The sequence below is a fragment of the Streptomyces sp. NPDC088254 genome (genome assembly GCF_044740925.1).
Lineage (GTDB): Bacteria > Actinomycetota > Actinomycetes > Streptomycetales > Streptomycetaceae > Streptomyces.
In genome coordinates this window covers 684,698-704,135 of record NZ_JBIURQ010000001.1, presented here as the reverse complement: position 1 = coordinate 704,135, position 19,438 = coordinate 684,698, and the positions used below count along the sequence as shown (strand labels likewise).

The 19,438-nt window shown below is 71.0% G+C and carries 17 protein-coding genes and 1 riboswitch; of the genes, 10 read left to right on the top strand and 7 right to left on the bottom strand.

What is annotated here, in order from left to right; genetic code table 11:
- Positions 1-20 precede the first annotated feature (20 nt).
- From ACIOC0_RS03250 to ACIOC0_RS03240, 3 genes are read left to right on the top strand one after another with little or no spacing between them, the layout of a single operon-like run.
- The gene (locus ACIOC0_RS03250) at positions 21-965 is read left to right on the top strand and encodes a JmjC domain-containing protein (protein ID WP_402151728.1); all 945 of its coding nucleotides are present in this window, start codon (positions 21-23) and stop codon (positions 963-965) included.
- Positions 962-2,218, top strand: a complete 1,257-nt coding sequence (locus ACIOC0_RS03245) for an MFS transporter (protein WP_402151725.1) — start codon at positions 962-964, stop codon at positions 2,216-2,218. Before ACIOC0_RS03250 ends, ACIOC0_RS03245 begins: the two co-directional genes overlap by 4 nt.
- On the top strand, positions 2,215-3,096 hold the full coding sequence (locus ACIOC0_RS03240) for a class I SAM-dependent methyltransferase (RefSeq protein WP_402151722.1): 882 nt from the start codon (positions 2,215-2,217) through the stop codon (positions 3,094-3,096). The genes ACIOC0_RS03245 and ACIOC0_RS03240 overlap by 4 nt, the downstream gene beginning before the upstream one ends.
- 108 nt (positions 3,097-3,204) lie before the next feature.
- On the opposite strand, the gene ACIOC0_RS03235 is transcribed toward ACIOC0_RS03240, so the two are convergent.
- Complete coding sequence (locus ACIOC0_RS03235) at positions 3,205-3,852, bottom strand: superoxide dismutase (RefSeq protein ID WP_402151719.1); 648 nt, start codon at positions 3,850-3,852, stop codon at positions 3,205-3,207.
- 226 nt (positions 3,853-4,078) lie between these two features.
- Between ACIOC0_RS03235 and ACIOC0_RS03230 the strand changes: the two genes are divergently transcribed.
- A complete protein-coding gene (locus ACIOC0_RS03230) occupies positions 4,079-4,531 on the top strand; it encodes a Fur family transcriptional regulator (protein WP_402151716.1) in 453 nt (150 codons plus the stop codon).
- A gap of 154 nt (positions 4,532-4,685) precedes the next feature.
- On the opposite strand, the gene cobN is transcribed toward ACIOC0_RS03230, so the two are convergent.
- The gene (gene cobN, locus ACIOC0_RS03225) at positions 4,686-8,312 is read right to left on the bottom strand and encodes a cobaltochelatase subunit CobN (RefSeq protein WP_402151714.1); all 3,627 of its coding nucleotides are present in this window, start codon (positions 8,310-8,312) and stop codon (positions 4,686-4,688) included.
- A gap of 87 nt (positions 8,313-8,399) precedes the next feature.
- A riboswitch (cobalamin riboswitch) is annotated at positions 8,400-8,475 on the bottom strand.
- Between the two features lie 99 nt (positions 8,476-8,574).
- Between cobN and ACIOC0_RS03220 the strand changes: the two genes are divergently transcribed.
- From ACIOC0_RS03220 to ACIOC0_RS03210, 3 genes are read left to right on the top strand one after another with little or no spacing between them, the layout of a single operon-like run.
- Positions 8,575-9,858, top strand: a complete 1,284-nt coding sequence (locus tag ACIOC0_RS03220; protein WP_402153171.1) for a cobalamin biosynthesis protein CobG — start codon at positions 8,575-8,577, stop codon at positions 9,856-9,858.
- Positions 9,855-10,526: a precorrin-8X methylmutase gene (locus ACIOC0_RS03215; protein ID WP_402151711.1), complete on the top strand. Its 672-nt coding sequence runs from the start codon at positions 9,855-9,857 to the stop codon at positions 10,524-10,526. The genes ACIOC0_RS03220 and ACIOC0_RS03215 overlap by 4 nt, the downstream gene beginning before the upstream one ends.
- Positions 10,523-12,010, top strand: coding sequence for a precorrin-2 C(20)-methyltransferase (locus ACIOC0_RS03210; protein ID WP_402151708.1), 1,488 nt, complete (start codon positions 10,523-10,525; stop codon positions 12,008-12,010). The genes ACIOC0_RS03215 and ACIOC0_RS03210 overlap by 4 nt, the downstream gene beginning before the upstream one ends.
- A gap of 43 nt (positions 12,011-12,053) precedes the next feature.
- On the opposite strand, the gene ACIOC0_RS03205 is transcribed toward ACIOC0_RS03210, so the two are convergent.
- On the bottom strand, positions 12,054-13,223 hold the full coding sequence (locus ACIOC0_RS03205) for a HoxN/HupN/NixA family nickel/cobalt transporter (RefSeq protein WP_402151705.1): 1,170 nt from the start codon (positions 13,221-13,223) through the stop codon (positions 12,054-12,056).
- Positions 13,224-13,336: 113 nt separating this feature from the next.
- On the bottom strand, positions 13,337-14,098 hold the full coding sequence (locus ACIOC0_RS03200) for a cobalt-precorrin-6A reductase (protein ID WP_402151702.1): 762 nt from the start codon (positions 14,096-14,098) through the stop codon (positions 13,337-13,339).
- A gap of 18 nt (positions 14,099-14,116) precedes the next feature.
- On the opposite strand from ACIOC0_RS03200, the gene ACIOC0_RS03195 reads away from it, so the two are divergent.
- Complete coding sequence (locus tag ACIOC0_RS03195) at positions 14,117-15,289, top strand: cobalt-precorrin-5B (C(1))-methyltransferase (RefSeq protein ID WP_402151700.1); 1,173 nt, start codon at positions 14,117-14,119, stop codon at positions 15,287-15,289.
- 31 nt (positions 15,290-15,320) lie between these two features.
- On the opposite strand, the gene ACIOC0_RS03190 is transcribed toward ACIOC0_RS03195, so the two are convergent.
- From ACIOC0_RS03190 to cbiE, 3 genes are read right to left on the bottom strand one after another with little or no spacing between them, the layout of a single operon-like run.
- Positions 15,321-15,656: a glyoxalase superfamily protein gene (locus ACIOC0_RS03190; RefSeq protein WP_402151698.1), complete on the bottom strand. Its 336-nt coding sequence runs from the start codon at positions 15,654-15,656 to the stop codon at positions 15,321-15,323.
- The gene (gene cobM / locus ACIOC0_RS03185) at positions 15,646-16,395 is read right to left on the bottom strand and encodes a precorrin-4 C(11)-methyltransferase (RefSeq protein WP_402151696.1); all 750 of its coding nucleotides are present in this window, start codon (positions 16,393-16,395) and stop codon (positions 15,646-15,648) included. Before cobM ends, ACIOC0_RS03190 begins: the two co-directional genes overlap by 11 nt.
- Positions 16,392-17,654, bottom strand: coding sequence for a precorrin-6y C5,15-methyltransferase (decarboxylating) subunit CbiE (cbiE, locus tag ACIOC0_RS03180; protein WP_402151694.1), 1,263 nt, complete (start codon positions 17,652-17,654; stop codon positions 16,392-16,394). The genes cobM and cbiE overlap by 4 nt, the downstream gene beginning before the upstream one ends.
- Before the next feature lie 142 nt (positions 17,655-17,796).
- Between cbiE and tsaD the strand changes: the two genes are divergently transcribed.
- Both tsaD and ACIOC0_RS03170 read left to right on the top strand, forming a co-directional pair.
- Entirely contained in the window at positions 17,797-18,852 is a 1,056-nt protein-coding gene (tsaD, locus tag ACIOC0_RS03175) for a tRNA (adenosine(37)-N6)-threonylcarbamoyltransferase complex transferase subunit TsaD (protein ID WP_402151691.1), read from the top strand.
- The gene (locus ACIOC0_RS03170) at positions 18,849-19,424 is read left to right on the top strand and encodes a GNAT family N-acetyltransferase (RefSeq protein WP_402151688.1); all 576 of its coding nucleotides are present in this window, start codon (positions 18,849-18,851) and stop codon (positions 19,422-19,424) included. The genes tsaD and ACIOC0_RS03170 overlap by 4 nt, the downstream gene beginning before the upstream one ends.
- Positions 19,425-19,438 lie beyond the last annotated feature (14 nt).

The following is a 19,438-nucleotide window of genomic DNA, read 5'->3' as shown; positions in this document are numbered from 1 at the left end:
GATGAACAGGAGTACCTGACATGGTGCTGCACCGGCTGGTCAGCGACATCGACGAGCTGCGCCGAGCCTGGGAGACCGCCCCGCTCCACTCCCACGGCCTGGGCGCCTTCGACGACATCTTCGGCCTCCGCCTCGCCGAGGACCTGATCGTCAACCGGGGACTACGCATCCCGTACATCAGGCTGCTGAACAACGGGGGTTACCTGCCCGCATCCCGCTTCACCCATCGCACCGGCACCGCAGCAGGCCAGGCCGACGGAGTGGCCGACCCGCACGGCGTGTTCCGGGAGATGGAGCGCGGCGCGACCGTGGTGCTGCGCGGTCTGGTGAGGTACTGCCCGGAAGTCGCCACCTTCTGCGAGCAGCTGTCGGCCGATCTGGGCTTCGCCACATCAGCCGGCGCCTACCTCACCCCGCCCCACTCGCGCGGCGCCGGTCCCCACTACGATCCGATGTCCGTCCTGGTACGTCAGGTGCACGGTGTCAAGCACTGGCGCATTCAGGCGCCACCCGTCCAGTGGCCTCGCACGATGCCCAGGCCGGGTGAACAGTACGACACCCCGGTGGTCGCCGAGCTCGACCTGCATCCCGGCGAATCCCTCTACGTCCCTCGCGGCTACGTCCACGATGCCTGGACCACCGACACCGAATCCGTGCACATCACCTTCAGCGGTGACACCCCGCCCATGTGGGCCGACGTCCTGCACGACCTCCTCGACCAGGCGGTCGCGGAGGAGCCGGCACTACGGGAGACTTTCCCCTGGCGGTTCGCCGACGCCCCGGACGCCGTCGCCGGCCAGGCCAAGGAACGCCTCGCCCTGCTGCGGGCGTTCCTCGACTCCGTCGACACCGACCAGCTCGCCGCCCGCATCATCGACCGGCACAGCGCGCTGCCCGAACCCGCTCCCCGCGGCCGCCTCACCGCGGCCCTGGCCGGGACCCGAGTCGCGGAGCCGCCCCGGTGACGACCAGCCCCGCCCCGGACACCCGCTTCCCTCGCGTCCTGGCCGCCGCCACCTTGTCCAACATCGGTGACGGCATCCGCGTGGTGGCCCTCCCGCTGCTGGCCGCGGCCACGACCCGTGACGCGTTCTCCGTGAGCGCCCTGACCGCAGTCGCTTTCCTGCCGTGGTTCCTGTTCGGTCTGCCCATCGGCGCACTGGTCGACCGCAGCCGACCGGAGCGGTTCATGGCATGGGCGAACACCGCCCGCACCGTGCTGCTCGCCGTACTGGCTCTCGTACTTCTGGCCGACGTACGGTCGATGGTCCTGCTGTACACGTTGGCGTTCCTGCTGGGCATCGGTGAGGCGGCCTACGACAACGCCGCCCAGTCCCTGGTCCCCCGCATCGTGCCCGACGAGAAGCTGGAAAGGGCCAACGGTGCACTCATCACCGCCGAACGCCTCGGCCAGGACCTCGCCGGTCCGGCCCTCGGCGGCCTCCTGTTCGCCCTCTCCCCCTCCCTGCCCTTCGGCCTCAACGCCGTCACCATGGCGATCGGCGTGCTCCTGCTCGCCCGGATCCGGGCCACCACGCCTGTCGCCTCCGACCCCGGCATGACGAGTGAACGGATCGTCCGCACCGTCGTCACCGACGCCGTCGCAGGCATGCGCTGGCTGTGGCGCGCTCGCTACGTCCGCACCATCCTCCTCACCGGCTCCGCCCTCACCTTCTTCACGATGGCCTGGGAGGCCAGCCTCGTCCTGCTGGCACGCGGTCCCATGGGGGTCTCGGAAACCGGCTACGGCATCATGCTGGCCGTCGGCGCGACAGGCGGCGTCGCCGGCGCCCTGGTCACCCCGGCACTGGTGCAACGCTACGACCGCCGCCGCTTGCAGATCGCCTCGATCGCCACCACCGCCGCCCTTGATCTCGCCCTCGCCGCTTTCCCGAATCCGGCCCTGGCCGCCTTGGCCTGGGGCGGCACCGGCGCGGCATTCGCCGTCTGGAACGTCCTGTCCGTCACCCTCCGCCAACGGCTCGTCCCCGCCGACCTCCTGGGCAGGGTCAACAGCGCCAACCGCACCTTCTCCATGGCGGCGGTTCCTCTGGGCTCCCTTGCCGGTGGTGCCGTAGCCGACCTGTTCGGCCTGCGCGCCCCGCTGTGGATGTCCGCAGCCGCCCTGGCCGCCCTCACGATCGCCTACGCCGCGCTCACCCGCACCAGCCAGGCCGGTGAAGCCGCTGAGCCGGACAAGGTGGCTGAGCCACGATGACCACCGTCCCCGAGGACGTCCGGCGGATCTGCCTCCCCCCGTTCCGGCATCTGCTCGACCGGCTGCCCGCCCTGCGGGTCACGGACTTCTACGAGGACCCGTTCGAGCCCTACCTCCACCAGCAGACCGCCACGAAGAGCTGGGACCTCGATCACTTCACCGCCCTCGCGCTTCGCCGCGAAGGGCCGGTGCTGGACATCGGCTGCGGCAGAGGCCGGGTTGCCCTGGCACTCGCCGCGAAGGGACTGTCGGTCACCGCCGTGGACACGTCCCGTGCCGCCATCACCCGCCTCCGCACCCATCTGGAGCAGCATCCGCAGCCGGCCACGCGCGTCCGGGTGGTTCACGGCGACATCCTGAACCCGAGGACACCGACCGGCAGCGGCTACGCGACAGCGGTGCTGGGCGACACGGCCGTCAACATGTTCGTCGATGAGGAGGCGCTCACCGGCTTCCTCGCCCGCGTTCGTTCGCTGCTCGCTTGCGACGGGGTCTTCGGCCTGCCCGTCCTCAGCGAGACAGCCCTGAGCACGTACGCCCGCCGCAACGGCTTGCTCGCCACTGACTTCGTAGACGACGGGGGCAGCCGGCACCTGCTCTTCGCGGCCATGCGCTACGCGACCGAGGGGCCGTACTTCTCACGCACCCTCTTCACGCCCGACACCATCCGGGACGACGAGGGAGAGCCTGTCGCCCACCTTGCCGCTGTTCGCGAGCGTCTCTGGACGCATGACACGCTTGTCCCGCACGTTCACGCGGCAGGGCTCCGTGTCACCGAGCGTCTCAAGGCCGTCCCCCGAGATGACTCCCTGGGCAGGGTCGACGCCGAGATTCTGGTCCTCACGCATCAGGTCTCCGAAGCCACGAACGACCGATAGAACCGGAAGGGCTCCCGCCGGCACGTTTGCCCGCGGGAGCCCTCCTTGCGTGCCTGCCGTGAAGGGTGAGAAGACGATCACGAGCAGGACATCTGGATGAGCGCGTCGTCAGGGGCGCAGGAGCAGGCTGTCGCCGCGCTCCTTGGCGGCGGCGTAGCGCTTGGCCACGTCCTGCCAGTTGACGACCGCCCACATGGCCTCGATGAAGTCCACCTTCTGGTTCTTGTACTGAAGGTAGAAGGCGTGCTCCCAGGCGTCGAAGACCAGGACGGGGGTGGAGCCCTGGCCGACGTTGCCCTGGTGGTCGTAGACCTGCTCGACGATCAGGCGTCCGCTCAGCGGCTCGTAGGCGAGCACGCCCCAGCCCGAACCCTGCGTGGTGGCCGCGGCCTTGGAAAGCTGCGCCTTGAATCCGGCGAAGGAGCCGAAGGACTCGGTGATCGCGTCGGCCAGGTCACCGACACCGTCCTGGGCGAGGGGCTCGCCGCCGCCGTCCTTCGGGCCGGTCATGTTCTGCCAGTAGATGCTGTGCAGGATGTGCCCGGAGAGGTGGAAGGCCAGGTTCTTCTCCAGGCCGTTGATGGAGCCCCACGTCTCCTTGTCCCGCGCCTCGGCGAGCTGCTCGATCGTGTCGTTCGCACCCTTCACGTAGGCCGCGTGGTGCTTGTCGTGGTGCAGCTCGATGATCTCGGGGCTGATCACGGGGGCGAGCGCCGAGTAGTCGTACGGAAGCTCCGGGAGCGTGTAAAGCGCCATGTCCAACGTCCTCCGACGTTATTGCCAGTGGTATGCAGCTGCACGCTAACAGCAAGAACGGTACCTTGCGATCAGGCGTTGGACCTAGGACCCCCGTGTCGCACGAGACATGGGCGGGTGGCCACGCCAGTCTCAGCGCCATGAACTTGGACGAACCATTAGCAACCACCTGCGTGAGAGCAGTTCGCGATCCGGGCTCCTCGTCCGCAGCGAGAAAGGCAGCAGCGTGACCACGCCCTCGTTGTCGACACCTGCCGATGCGACAGAGACACCGAACGTCTCGGTGCTGCTGCGCCGGCACGGCTTGCGCTGCACTCCCAGCCGGCTGCACATACTGGCCTTGCTCTCTTCGTCCGAGCTCCACCTGTCCTCCGCGGAGACCTGGGCCGAACTGGACCGGCGCGGCACACCGTACGATCAAGCGACCGTGTACCGGACGCTGGAAACCCTGACGGCAGCCGGCCTGATCCACGCGGTGCACGGCCCCGGCCCGAAGCGCTACGGCGTCAGCTCCGAAACGCACCATCACGCCGTCTGCGAGCAGTGCGGCCAGGTGAACGCCCTGACAGATGAAGGACTCGGGGAGGCCGTGGAACGCGTCGCGGAACTCGCCGGACTGAAGCCGGGGGCTGCGGGATCACTGCTCATCTACGGCCGCTGCGTCCGGTGCGGCGAGTGAACGGGCGAACGGGTGCGAGGCGCCGTCCTGAGAACGGACGCTGTCAAAGGCGGGACGACGCCCCGCACCCGGCCAGTGGGCCCACCGCTTCGGCGCCCACCGACCACTCCTGCAATCTAATCGTTATTGCGAATAGTGCGCAATAACGCATCCCTCATCCATCGCCTTCGAGGTTCCCCTCGGTCTCCAGGTACACCTGCCGCAGTTCCTCGAGCACCGCCGGGTCCGGCTTGGCCCACATGCCCCGCGACTCGGCCTCCAAGAGCCGTTCGGCGATGCCGTGCAGCGCCCAGGGGTTGGCCTGCTGGAGGAACTCCCGGTTCGTCGGGTCCAGCACGTACGTCTCGGTGAGCTTGTCGTACATCCAGTCGGCGACCACGCCGGTCGTGGCGTCGTAGCCGAACAAGTAGTCCACGGTGGCGGCGAGTTCGAAGGCCCCCTTGTAGCCGTGGCGGCGCATGGCCTCGATCCACTTGGGGTTGACCACGCGGGCCCGGAAGACGCGCGAGGTCTCCTCGACGAGGGTGCGGGTGCGGACCGTCTCGGGGCGGGTGGAGTCGCCGATGTACGCCTCGGGGGCGGTGCCGCGCAGGGCGCGGACGGTGGCGACCATGCCGCCGTGGTACTGGAAGTAGTCGTCGGAGTCGGCGATGTCGTGCTCGCGGGTGTCGGTGTTCTTCGCCGCGACCGCGATCCGCTTGTAGGAGGTCTCCATGTCCTCCCGCGCCGGCCGGCCGTCGAGTTCGCGGCCGTAGGCGTAGCCGCCCCAGACGGTGTAGACCTCGGCGAGGTCGGCGTCGGTGCGCCAGTCGCGGGAGTCGATGAGCTGGAGCAGTCCGGCTCCGTAGGTGCCGGGGCGGGAGCCGAAGATGCGGGTGGTGGCCCGGCGTTCGTCGCCGTGAGCCGCCAGGTCCGCCTGTACATGCGTCCGGACGTGGTTGATCTCGGCCGGTTCGTCCAGGGAGGCGGCCAGACGCACCGCGTCGTCGAGGAGGCCGATGGTGTGCGGGAAGGCGTCGCGGAAGAAGCCGGAGATGCGCAGGGTGACGTCGATCCGGGGGCGGCCCAACTCCTCGTGCGAAATGGGTTCCAGGCCGGTCACGCGACGGGAGGCGTCGTCCCAGACCGGGCGGATGCCGAGCAGGGCGAGGGCCTCGGCCACGTCGTCGCCTGCGGTGCGCATGGCGCTCGTGCCCCACAGGGACAGGCCGACGGAGGTGGGCCAGTCGCCGTTGTCCGTGCGGTAGCGCTCCAGCAGGGACTCGGCGAGGGCCTGGCCGGTCTCCCAGGCAAGGCGGGAGGGGACGGCCTTGGGGTCGACGGAGTAGAAGTTGCGGCCGGTCGGCAGGACGTTGACCAGGCCCCGGAGCGGCGAGCCGGAGGGGCCTGCCGGGACGAAGCCACCGTCCAGGGCATGCACGGTGTGGTCGATCTCGGCGGTGGTCGCGGCCAGGCGCGGTACGACCTCCCGGGCGGCGAACTCCAGGACGGCCGCTACCTGTTCGCCGTGCTCGGTGGGTACGGCGGCGGGGTCCCAGTCCGCGTCCTCCATTGCCTGGACCAGTGCGCGGGCGCGCTCCTCGGCCTCGTCGGCCGTCGTGCGAGTCGCGGACGACTCGTCCAGCCCCAGGGCCTCACGCAGGCCGGGGAGGGCGGTGGCGCCGCCCCAGATCTGGCGGGCGCGAAGGATGGCGAGGACGAGGTTGACGCGGTCGGCGCCGGTGGGCGGGTTGCCGAGGACGTGGAGGCCGTCGCGGATCTGGGCGTCCTTGACCTCGCACAGCCAGCCGTCGACGTGGAGGAGGAAGTCGTCGAAGCCGTCGTCGTCCGGGCGGTCCGCCATGCCCAGGTCGTGGTCGAGCTTCGCGGCCTGGATGAGCGTCCAGATCTGGGCGCGGATGGCGGGCAGCTTGGCCGGGTCCATGGCGGAGATCTGGGCGTACTCGTCCAGAAGTTGCTCCAGGCGCGCGATGTCGCCGTAGGAGTCGGCGCGGGCCATCGGCGGGACGAGGTGGTCGACGAGCGTGGCGTGGACGCGGCGCTTGGCCTGGGTGCCTTCACCGGGGTCGTTGACGAGGAAGGGGTAGATCAGCGGGAGGTCACCGAGGGCGGCGTCCGGGCCGCAGGCGGCGGACAGGCCGGCGTTCTTGCCGGGCAGCCATTCCAGGTTGCCGTGCTTGCCCAGGTGGATCATCGCGTCCGCGCCGAAGCCGCCCTCCGACTGCGCGGCGGCGATCCAGCGGTAGGCGGCCAGGTAGTGGTGGGAGGGCGGCAGGTCCGGGTCGTGGTAGATGGCGATCGGGTTCTCGCCGAAACCGCGCGGGGGCTGGATGAGGATCAGCAGGTTGTTGAAGCGCAGGGCGGCGAGGACGATGTCGCCGTCCTTGTTGCGGCTGTGGTCGACGAACATCTCACCCGGTGCCGGGCCCCAGTGCTCCTCCACCGCGGTGCGCAGCTCCTTCGGGAGTGTGGCGAACCAGCGTCGGTAGTCGGCGGCCGGGATGCGTACCGGGTTGCGGGCGAGCTGCTCCTCGGTGAGCCAGTCGTGGTCGTGGCCGCCCGCCTCGATGAGGGCGCGGATCAGCTCGTCGCCGTCGCCGGAGGCGAGGCCCGGAACGTCGGTGGCGCCGAAGTCGTAGCCCTCGGCCCTCAGCCGCCTGAGAAGCGCCACGGCGCTGGCGGGGGTGTCCAGGCCGACCGCGTTGCCGATCCGGGAGTGCTTGGTCGGGTAGGCCGACAGGACGAGTGCCAGGCGCTTGCGGGCGGCCGGGATGTGCCTCAGGCGGGCGTGGCGCAGGGCGATGCCGGCGACCCGGGCCGCGCGCTCGGGGTCGGCGACGTACGCCGGGAGGCCGTCGGCGTCGATCTCCTTGAAGGAGAACGGCACGGTGATCAGACGGCCGTCGAACTCGGGAACGGCGATCTGGCTGGCCGCGTCCAGCGGGGAGACGCCTTCGTCGTTCGCCTCCCAGGTGGAGCGCGATCCGGTCAGGCACAGGGCCTGGAGAATGGGTACGTCGACGGAGGTCAGCGCGCCCGCGTCCCAGGACTCGTCGTCACCGCCGGCCGACGCCTCCGCCGGCTTGGTGCCGCCGGCCGCCAGAACGGTGGTGACGATGGCGTCCGCGGCACGGAGTTCCTCGATCAGCTCCGGCTCGGGGGCCCGCAGGGAGGCGACGTACAAGGGAAGCGGCCGGCCCCCTGCCTCCTCGACCGCGTCGCACAGGGCGTGCACGAAGGCCGTGTTGCCGCTCATGTGGTGGGCGCGGTAGTAGAGCACGGCGATGGTGGGACCGTCGGCCGGCTGGGACTGGCGTTCCAGCCGGCCCCAAGTGGGGGCGGGCGCCGGTGCTTCGAAGCCGTGCCCGGTGAGCAGCACGGTGTCCGAGAGGAACCGGGCGAGTTGTTCCAGGTTGCCGGGGCCGCCGTGGGCGAGGTAGGCGTGGGCCTCGGCCGCGATACCGACGGGGACCGTGGAAGCGGCCATCAACTGGGCGTCAGGGGCCTGTTCACCGGTCAGCACCACGACCGGGCGGCCGTCAGCGAGCAGCAGGTCGAGACCGTCCTGCCAGGCCCGGATGCCACCGAGCAGGCGTACGACCACCAGGCCCACTCCGTCGAGGAGAGCCGGCAACTCCTCCAGTGCGAGGCGGGAGGGGTTGGCGAAGCGGTAGGAGACCGGGCCGCCGGCCGCGCGGGCGCTGAGCAGGTCGGTGTCGGACGTCGACAGGAGCAGGATCTCGCGGGCGTGCGGGGCACGCTCCCCGGACGGAGTGGACATGCGGCGCCTGGCCTTCCTCGGGGTCCGCGCCCCGGGCGGTGTCGGAATGGGTCTCCCCTGCTCGGCCGAACCGAGGGGCGGGGAAGGGAGTTCCTGGCTCACCCGGCCCTCGGGACCGGGTTCACAGTGGCGGGACCGCGCCGGATTCGCACCGGGCTTCCTCCCTGTCGCCGTAGTGGCGGTGTGGACCGGATGATCCACTGGGGAGCATAGTAAGGGTCACAGGAAGAGTGCGGGGCATACATTCGGTGTGATCGTAGGTATGCTCACCGCCATGCCCACGGCTTCCCCTCCTCCGTCGTCCCAGGCCAGACCGGCTCCCCGGGACCGCGGTGACGCCTGCCCGGGCACCCTGCGCCTGCACGCGGCGGACGACGGAGCACTGGCCCGTATCCGGATACCGGGCGGCGTGCTGACCACTCGACAGGCTGAGGCACTCGGCTGTGCGGCGCGACGGCTCGGCGACGGTGACGTGCATCTGACCTCGCGCGGCAACGTACAACTGCGTGGGCTGCGCGCCGGATGTGGCGCGGAGCTGGCCGAGGTCCTCGACACTGCGGGGTTGTTGCCTTCATGGGACCACGAGCGGGTACGCAACGTCGTCGCTTCACCCCTGTCAGGACTCGACGGCGTGGGCCGGCAGGACGTACGGCCATGGCTGACAGCTTTGGACACAGTCCTCTGCGCGAACGAGGCTGCTACTGAGCTTTCCGGCAGGTTCCTGTTCGCTCTGGACGACGGGCGCGGCGATGTGTCCGGGCTCGGTGCCGATGTCACCGTGCGCGCAATCGAGGACGGGGGCGCGTGGCTGACTCCCGGGGCCGTGCGCGTCGCTGCCGGTGACGCGGCCCGGGCAGCGCTGGCGGCGGCGGAAGCGTTCCTGGAGGCGGCACGGTCGCACGGGACCAAAGCCTGGCGGGTATCCGAACTCGCCCTTTCCGACGAAGAGATGGCCCATCTCGTACGCCGCCGTCTGGCTGCCGAGCGAATCGACCACCAAGAGCACCCGGAACCGACCGGCGTCACGGGCGGCCCGCGCCTGGGACTCGTCGGAGACGCGCTCTCGGTGCACGTCCCGCTGGGGCGGCTCACGCCGCATCAGTGGGAGGCACTGACGCAGGTCGCCGGCATCGAGATGCGGCTGACCCCTTGGCGGGGCGTCGTCGTCCCCACTCCGGACCTGACGGCCGAGCTGGCGGCCGCGTCACTCGACCGTCTCGCCGCGGCCGGGCTCGTCACCGAACCCGGATCCGCCTGGCTCCGCGTGGGCGCCTGCATCGGCCGGCCCGGCTGCGCCAAGGCGCACAGGGACGTGAGGGCCGACGCGGCCCGGACGCTCGACGCCGGGAACAGCGCAGGCCCCTCCCTGTACTGGTCCGGCTGTGAACGCCGCTGTGGCCGCCCTCATGGCGAGCACATCGACATCATCGCGACCCCAGGTGGCGGCTATCAGCTGTCGGCCACCGCGCCGGGCCAGAACACACGAACCCTCTCCGTAGGAGATCCCTCCCGGATCCGCGCCGCACTTGCGGCGATCACCTCATGACCCGTACGACGACCGAAAGCAGCGAGAAGAGACCCGTGACCACCCACGTCTACGAGAAGGACGGAGCGGCGATCTACCGCCAGTCCTTCGCCACCATCCGCGCGGAAGCGGACCTCGCAGGACTGCCCGCCGACGTCAGTCAGGTCGCGGTGCGCATGATCCACGCCTGCGGGATGGTCGACCTCGTCAAGGACATCTCGTACACACCCGCGGTGGTGGCCCGGGCCCGCGAAGCCCTGCGCGCCGGCGCGCCGATCTTCTGCGACGTGCAGATGGTGGCCAGCGGCGTGACCCGCAAGCGGCTTCCCGACGACAACGACGTGCTCTGCACCTTGTCCGACCCGGCCGTCGCCGAGCTGGCGGCCACGCTGGGCACCACGCGCAGCGCCGCCGCCCTGGAACTGTGGCGCGACCGGCTGGAAGGCGCGGTCGTCGCCGTCGGCAACGCCCCCACCGCTCTGTTCCGCCTCCTGGAGATGATCGAGGAGGGCGCGCCCCGGCCCGCCGCCGTCATCGGCGTCCCGGTCGGATTCGTCGGCGCGGCCGAATCCAAGGACGCCTTGGCCGCACACCCGTCGGGCCTGGACCATCTGGTGGTGCGCGGCCGTCGCGGGGGCAGCGCCATCGCCGCCGCCGCCCTCAACGCGATCGCGAGCGAGGAAGAGTGAACGGCAAGCTGTACGGGGTGGGGCTCGGCCCCGGCGACCCCTCTCTGATGACCGTACGAGCGGTCGAAGCGATTGCCGAAGCGGACGTGGTGGCTTACCACAGTGCCCGGCACGGCCGGTCGATCGCACACTCCATCGCGGCGAAGCACATCCGTGCCGACCACATCGAGGAGCGGCTGGTCTACCCGGTCACCACGGAGACCACCGACCATCCGGGCGGCTACAAGGGTGCGATGGAGGAGTTCTACGCCGAGGCGTCCGCCCGGCTCGCCGCGCACATGGACTCCGGCCGTACGGTCGCGGTCCTCGCCGAGGGCGACCCGCTCTTCTACGGCTCCTACATGCACATGCACAAGCGGCTCGCCGACCGCTACGACACCGAGGTGATCCCCGGCGTGACGTCCGTGAGCGCGGCGGCGGCCCGGCTGGGGGCCCCGCTGGCGGAGGGCGAGGAGGTCCTGACGATCCTGCCGGGCACACTGCCCGAGGAGGAGCTGGCGGCCCGGCTCGCCGCGACGGATGCCGCCGTGGTCATGAAGCTGGGCCGGACCTTCCCCAAGGTGCGCCGTGCGCTGGAGACTGCGGGGCGTCTGGGTGAGGCGCGGTATGTCGAGCGGGCCACGATGTCCGGGGAGCGTCTGGCCGAACTGGCCGACGTCGAAGTGGAGTCGGTGCCGTACTTCTCGGTCGCCGTGCTGCCCAGCCAGGTCGACGCCGAGCCGCCCGCACGCGAGCGGGGCGAGGTGGTGGTCGTCGGCACCGGCCCGGCGGGGCCGCTGTGGCTGACCCCGGAGTCCCGGGGCGCTCTGGCCGCCGCTGACGACCTCGTCGGCTACACGACCTATCTCGACCGCGTGCCCGTACGGCCGGGCCAGCGTCGGCACGGCTCGGACAACCGGGTCGAGGCCGAGCGCGCCGAGTTCGCTCTGCAACTCGCCCAGCGAGGGCGGCGGGTGGCCGTGGTGTCCGGAGGCGATCCGGGGATCTTCGCGATGGCCACCGCGGTGCTGGAGGCCGCCTCGCAGGAGGAGTACAGGTACGTGCCGGTGCGCGTGCTGCCCGGTGTCACCGCGGCCAACGCGGCCGCGGCACGGGCGGGCGCTCCCCTCGGCCACGACTACGCGACCATCTCCCTCTCCGACCGGCTCAAGCCGTGGGAGGTCATCGCGGGAAGGCTGCGTGCCGCGGCCTCGGCCGACCTGGTCCTGGCCCTGTACAACCCGGGTTCACGCAGCCGCACCTGGCAGGTGGGCAAGGCCCGCGAGCTGCTGCTCGAGTACCGGCCGCCGGAGACTCCGGTGGTGGTCGCACGGGACGTGGGTGGTCCGCAGGAGTCTGTACGCGTCGTACGGCTGGGCGAACTGGAACCGGCCGAGGTCGACATGCGCACGGTCCTGCTGGTCGGTTCCTCGCAGACGCAGGTGGTACGGCGCGGAGACGGCGAGGAGATCGTCTGGACCCCGCGCCGCTATCCCGAGGCGTAAGGGTGAGCGGTGCCGCGCCGCACGGCCGGCACCGCCACCTGCCTTACTCTCCGTGCTCCTGAGCCGTGGCCGGCTGGGCGAGCCCCGCCGTCCACTTCTCCTCGATGCGGCCGACCTTCCACACCAGCAGGGCGACGGCCCAGGTGGCGAAGAACAGGCCGACGATGACGTAGCCGATGATGTTGAGGTCGAGGCCGGCGATCCAGTCCCAGAACGCGCCGTGCAGGTCGGCCTTCTCGGCGATCAGGCCGAGGAGTTCGACGGTGCCGATGATGAGAGCCACGGCGACGGACAGGCCGGTGATGGTGAGGTTGTAGTAGACCTTGCGGACCGGCTTGGAGAAGGCCCAGCCGTAGGCGAAGTTCATGAACGAGCCGTCGATGGTGTCCAGCAGCGACATGCCGGCCGCGAACAGCACGGGCAGGCACAGGATGGCGTACCAGGGCAGGCCGGAGGCAGCGCCGGAGCCGGCGAGGACGAGGAGGGCGATCTCGGTCGCGGTGTCGAAGCCGAGGCCGAAGAGGACACCCAGGGGGTACATCTGCCACGGCTTGGTGATCGACTTCATCAGGCGGCCGAGGAGCCGGTTCATGAAGCCGCGGTTGTTGAGCTGCTCCTCCAGGGCGGCCTCGTCGAAGTGGCCGGAGCGCATCTCGCGGAAGACCTTCCAGATCCCCGCCATGATCAGCAGGTTGATGATCGCGATGGCGTAGAGGAATGTCCCGGAGACGGTCGTGCCGATCCAGCCGGTGATGCTGTGGAGCTCGGAGTCGTCGTTCTCGACGGGTCCGGCCAGCGCTTTCACTCCCAGGGAGAGCAGGAAGGCGAGGGCGAAGACGATGGTGGAGTGGCCGAGGGAGAACCAGAAGCCGACGGACAGCGGGCGCTGCCCCTCGTTCATGAGCTTGCGGGTGGTGTTGTCGATGGCGGCGATGTGGTCGGCGTCGAAGGCGTGCCGCATGCCGAGGGTGTAGGCGGTGACGCCGATGCCGATGCCGAAGGTCTTGGTGCCCAGGCTGTAGTGCTCGGGAGCGACGATCGCGACCAGGGTGAACCAGCCGATGACATGCAGGGCCAGGATGAAGGCGGCCATCCCGCCGGCGCTGGCCCATTCCTTGCGGGTCATCGAGGTGCGGATGCGGTGCCACGAGATGCCGCGGCCGACGGCCGGAGCGGTCGGCCGTTCAGGAGCGGAATCAGGAGCGGTGGTCATGGGGCGTGACCCTTACTTTTCGGCGAGCGGCTGTTTTCAGCCGCGCCTTCCAGATTTCTGCGAACCTGTTGCAACAACAATATGACCGCAGCAAAGCTCGTGCCAGGTTTCGGTCAACGGACCGAAAACGGGCCCTGTTCGAGATCTTCGCGGACCCACTGCGCCGCGCTCTCGGGGTCGGCCACGACGGAAACACCCTCGGGGACCGGTGGCCTGCGGACCACGACGACGGGCAGCCCGGCCTCTCGCGCGGCGGTGAGCTTCGGCGCGGTCGCCGCCCCACCGCTGTCCTTCGTGACGACGACGTCGATACGGTGGCGCCGCAACAGCTCACGCTCCCCTTCGAGCGTGAAGGGGCCGCGATCGAGCAGCACCTCCATGCGGGCCGGATGCGGCGACTCGGGTGCGTCCACGGACCGTACGAGGAACCACAGGTCGTCGAGGTCCGCGAAGGCGTCCAGCCCCATACGCCCGGTGGTGAGGAAGACTCGTCGGCCGAGTGCAGGCAGCGACCGGGCGGCTTCACCCAGCGAGCTCACCTCGTGCCACCGGTCGCCCGCTACGGGGACCCAGCCGGGCCGGCGCAGGGCGAGCAGGGGAACATGGCTGGTGGCAGCGGCCTGTGCCGCGTTGAAGCTGATCGTCCCGGCGAAGGGGTGCGTGGCGTCGATGACCGCGTCGACCGCGTGTTCACGCAGCCACGCGGCCAGCCCTTCCGCCCCTCCGAAGCCGCCGACGCGCGTCTCGCCCGGGGGGAGCCGGGGGCTGGCGACCCGACCCGCTAGGGAGCTGGTCAGTTTCAGCCCGGGGGCGCCGTGAAGCAGTTCCGCAAGGCGGCGGGCCTCCGTGGTGCCGCCGAGGATCAGTACGTGCATGGGAGTCCGGGTCCGTTCATGAGGAGTAGTAAGGGTCGAGGCGTGAGTGGAAACGGTGTGGGCGAACCACAGGGTTCCGGTCAGGCGAAGGGCGGCCGCCGAGCCCAGCTGGAACACACCGGCCTGCGCCACGGCTGGACCACCGGTGCGTGCGCGACGGCGGCCACGACGGCCGCGTACACCGCCCTGCTGACCGGTGAGTTTCCCGACCCGGTGACGATCACGCTGCCCAAGGGACAGACGCCGTCGTTCGCGCTGGCCGCGGAGAAGCTGTCCGAAGGCTCGGCCATGGCCGGGATCGTGAAGGACGCGGGGGACGACCCCGACGTCACACACGGTGCGCTGGTGCGGGCCACGGTCCGGCGGTTGCCCGCGGGCAGCGGCGTCGTCTTCAAAGCCGGCCCCGGAGTGGGCACCATCACCCGGCCCGGACTCCCGCTGCCCGTCGGTGAAGCGGCCGTCAACCCCGTCCCCCGCCGGATGATGAGCGAGCACATCGCCGCCGTCGCCGCACGCCACGGCGGCAGCAGCGACGTGGAGATCACCGTGTCCGTCGACCACGGCGAGGAGATCGCCCACTCCACCTGGAACCCCCGTCTCGGCATCCTGGGCGGCCTGTCCATCCTGGGCACCACGGGGATCGTCGTGCCGTACTCCTGCTCGGCCTGGATCGACTCCATCCGACGAGGAGTGGACGTCGCCCGGGCGGCTGGACGCACCCATGTGGCCGGGTGCACCGGTTCCACGTCCGAGAAGACGGTCGTCGCCGAGTACGGCCTGCCCGAGGACGCTCTCCTGGACATGGGCGACTTCGCGGGCGCGGTGTTGAAGTACATCCGCCGCCACCCAGTGGACCGGCTCACGATCTGCGGCGGCTTCGCCAAGCTCTCCAAGCTCGCGGCGGGCCACCTGGACCTGCACTCCGGCCGCTCCCAGGTCGACAAGGGCTTCCTCGCCGAACTGGCCCGGCACGGCGGTGCCGACGAGACGCTCGCCGCGGAGGTGGCCGCCGCCAACACCGGCCTGGCGGCACTGCAGTTGTGCCAGGGCGCCGCAGTGCCGCTCGGTGACCTGGTGGCGAAGGCGGCCCGTGACGAGGCTCTGGCCGTGCTGCGCGGCGCGCCGGTCGCGGTCGACGTCATCTGCATCGACCGCGCGGGGGCGATCGTGGGCCGCAGCTCGGTGGCCTGAAGCATCCCCGCCGAGACACCGTGTCCACCGGTCACTCGCCGGCCGGCCCCACCCTGAGGCGGTTGCCGTCGGGATCGCGAAGTTGCAGCTCGCGGCCCCACGGTGCGTTCTCGATACGGACGCCGAACTCCGCGGCCACGGCGTCGATGTCGGTCACCCTGAGATACACCAGGGTGTCGGGCCGCGCGTCGCCCTCGTGCTCCGAGAGGAAGATGCGCACCCGGCCCCGGGCCACCTCGGTGAAGACGGGGAGCCCCGGCTCGAACCGGTGCTCCCACTGCTGGACGAAGCCGAGCCGCGCGTACCACCTGACCGCCTCGGCGGCGTCCCTCACCCGCAGGATGGGGATCACCTCCTCAGCAGACATGACGCTCCCGCTCCGGCGAGTACAGGTGGCTGTCGCGGAACTGCTCCGCTCCCAGCGTCCGCCCCACCATGATGACCGCGGTACGCAGCACGCCCGCCGCCTTCACCTTTCCGGCGATCTCGTCCAGCGTGCCGCGGAGGATCAGTTCGTCGGGACGGGAGGCGTAGGCCACGACCGCGGCGGGGCAGTCGGCGCCGTAGTGCGGAAGCAGTTCGTCGACGACACGATCCACGTACTTGGCGGCGAGGTGGAGCACGATCAGCGCCCCACTGCGGCCCAGCGTGGCAAGGTCCTCGCCCTCCGGCATGGCGGTGGCACGGTTGGCGACGCGGGTGAGGATGACGGTCTGACCGACGGTGGGCACGGTCAGCTCCCGCTTGAGGGAGGCGGCAGCGGCGGCGAAGGCAGGGACGCCGGGGACGACCTCGTAGGGCACCCCGGCCGCGTCCAGCCGGCGCATCTGCTCGGCGATCGCACTGAACACCGAAGGGTCGCCCGAGTGCAGCCGGGCCACGTCCTGGCCTTCCTCGTGGGCGCGCACCAACTCGGCGGTGATCTGGTCCAGGTTGAGCTGAGCCGTGTCCACCAGGCGTGCGTCCGGCGGGCACTCCGCCAGCAATTCACGCGGGACAAGGCTGCCCGCGTACAGGCACACCTGGCATCTGGCGAGCGTCCGTGCGCCGCGCACCGTGATCAGGTCGGCGGCGCCGGGGCCGGCGCCGATGAAGTACACGGTCATGCGTCTGCTCCTGGAACGGGGTTGAGGGACTTCTGTACGGACCACTGGGTGACCGGCATGGCCTGCCGCCAGCCGGTGAAGCCGCCCACGGGAACGGCGTGTGCCACGGCGAGCCGCACCAGCTCGCCGCCGTGCCGGCGGTAGGCGTCGGCGAGCAGCGCTTCGGATTCCAGCGTCACGGTGTTCGCGACCAGCCGCCCGCCGGCGGGCAGCGCGTCCCAGCAAGCCTCGATGAGGCCGGGTGCGGTGAGTCCGCCTCCGACGAACACCGCGTCCGGACGCGGGAGTCGGGCCAGGGCGGCAGGCGCGTCCCCGGTGACCACACGCAGCCCGGGTACGCCGAGCCGTTCGGCGTTGCGCGCGATGCGTTCGGCACGCACCGGGTCCCGTTCGACGGTGACCGCCCGGCACGACGGATGAACGCGCATCCACTCGATGGCGATCGAACCCGACCCACCGCCGATGTCCCACAGCAGTTCGCCGGGAGCGGGGGCGAGCGCGCCCATCGTGGCAGCACGGACATGCTTCTTCGTCAGCTGGCCGTCGTGTTCGTACGCCTCGTCGGGCAACCCCGGCACCGCACCGAGCCGTTGGACGTCCGGAGCGCGCCGGCACTCGATGGCCACGACGTTGAGCGGATCGCCGGGCGGGTGGGCCTGCGCCCAGTCGTCGGCGGTGGTCCCGGCGGTCGTACGTTCCCGGTCACCGCCGAGCTGTTCCAGCACCCGCATACGGCTGGGTCCGAAGCCGCGGTCTCTGAGGAGGGCGGCGACGTCGCCGGGGGTGGTGGCGTCGGCGCTGAGCACGAGAAGGCGCCGGCCGTCGTGCAGCGCGGCGGCGAGGCGGGCGGCGGGGCGGCCGACGAGGGTGACGACCTCGATGTCCTCCAGTGGCCAGCCGAGGCGGGCCGCGGCGTAGGACACGGACGACGGGTGAGGCAGAACGCGCAGTGAGGCGGCTTCCTCGGCGAGGGCGCGTCCGATGCCGTAGAACATCGGATCCCCGCTCGCGAGTACGGCGACGCGACGGCCGGCGTGCTCCGCGAGCAGCCGAGGCACCGCAGGGCGCAGCGGCGAAGGCCAGGCGATCCGCTCGCCGACGCATTCGGACGGCAGCAAATCCAGTTGGCGGGGGCCGCCGATCAGAACCTCGGCATCGCGAAGGACCCTGCGGGCGGCGTCGGTGACGCCCTCCCAGCCATCGGCTCCGATGCCCACGACGGTGACGACAGGGGACGGACCTGACGGGGCGGGGATCACTGCTCGGTACCTCGGACTTCGGGGGACAACAGAGGCGCACTCTACTGGGCGATCATCCGCACGGCCGTGCCCGGGTTCACATCCCGGGGAATCTTATTGCACACTACTTGCAATAGCGTAGTGAGTGCAGAAGGGGGCGGGCGTGAGCTCACCGATCGTGCTGGGCATCGAGTCGTCCTGCGACGAGACCGGGGCGGGGGCGGGGCTCGTCCGGGAGGGGCGGCTGCTCGGCCACGCAGTGGCGTCGAGCATGGACGAGCACGCCCGCTACGGCGGCGTCGTGCCGGAGATCGCCTCCCGCGCCCACCTGCACGCTCTGCGCCCGGTCGTCAGGCAGGCACTGGACGAGGCCGGCCTCGCGTTGTCCGACATCGGCGCGGTGGCCGTCACCACGGGACCGGGCCTGTCCGGGGCGCTCCAGGTCGGCCTCGCGGGAGCCAAAGGCATCGCCTACGCACTTGGGGTGCCGCTGTACGGCGTCCACCACCTTGCCGGCCACGTCGCCGCCGACACCCTCGAACACGGGCCGTTGCCCAACCCCTGCATGGTGCTGATCGTCTCCGGCGGCCACACCTCGCTCCTCCTCGTCCGCGACCTGGCGCGCGACCCGATCGTGCACCTCGGCGACACCCTCGACGACGCCGCCGGCGAGTGCTTCGACAAGGTCGCGCGCGTGTTCGGGCTGCCCTATCCCGGAGGCCCCGCCATCGACCGCACCGCACGCTCGGGCGACCCGCGCGCCGTGCCCTTCCCGCGCCCGCTTCCGGGCTCCTACGACTTCTCCTTCTCGGGCCTGAAGACGGCCGCCGCACGCTGGGCCGAGAGCCACGCGGGCCGGGAACTCCCCGTGGCCGACGGGGCCGCCTCTCTGCAAGAGGCGGTCGCCGACGTCCTGACCCGCAAGGCGGTGGCCGCCTGCACCGAGCACGGCGTGGGAACCCTCGTCGTGGTCGGCGGCGTCGCCGCGAACTCCCGGGTGCGCTCCCTCGCAGAGGAACGCTGCCGGGCGGCCGGCATCGACCTGCGCGTGCCCCCGCTGAAGCTGTGTACCGACAACGGTGCCATGATCGCCGCCGTCGGCGACCTCCTCGTACGGGCCGGAGCCGAGCCCGCTCCCCTGGACGTGTCGATCGACCCGTCGGCACCGCTCGAGTACGCGACCCTGCACCCGGTCGCAGTCGGAGTGGTGGCAGCATGAGGACCACCACCATCAGCGTCTGCGACGGCGCCGAACTGCTCGCGCATGCCGACGGTTTGCGCTCCGTGTACGTAGACGCCTTCTGCGCTCCGCCATGGAACGAGGACGAGGCGAAGGCCGAAGAGTTCACGGCACGGCTCACGGTCAACGTACGCCGTCCGGGCTTCACCGCCACCGCGGCGATACGGGACGGAGAGCTGCTCGGCTTCGCCACGGCCTGGACAACCCCTTCACCGTTTCCTGCCGACCGCTGCTATCCGGAGGCATCCGCGGGCCTCGGGCAGAGCCGCACCGAGGACTGGCTGTGCGGCGCACGGGAGGTCGACGAACTCGCCGTCCGCTCCCATGCCCGAGGCACCGGTCTGGCGGCCCGGCTCCTGGAAGCGGTGACCGCGGACGTCCCCGAAGGCCGATGCTGGCTGCTGACGTCCGTGCGATCGGGACGGGCCCTGTCCTTCTACCGCCGCCAGGGCTGGACCCAGGCCACCCATCCGTCGCCGGAAGGCAAGGGCATCGCCGTCTTCCTCGGCCCCCGCCACCCGGCCCGCACCCTCGCCCCCCTCCCCCTCTGACCCCGCCCCGGAGC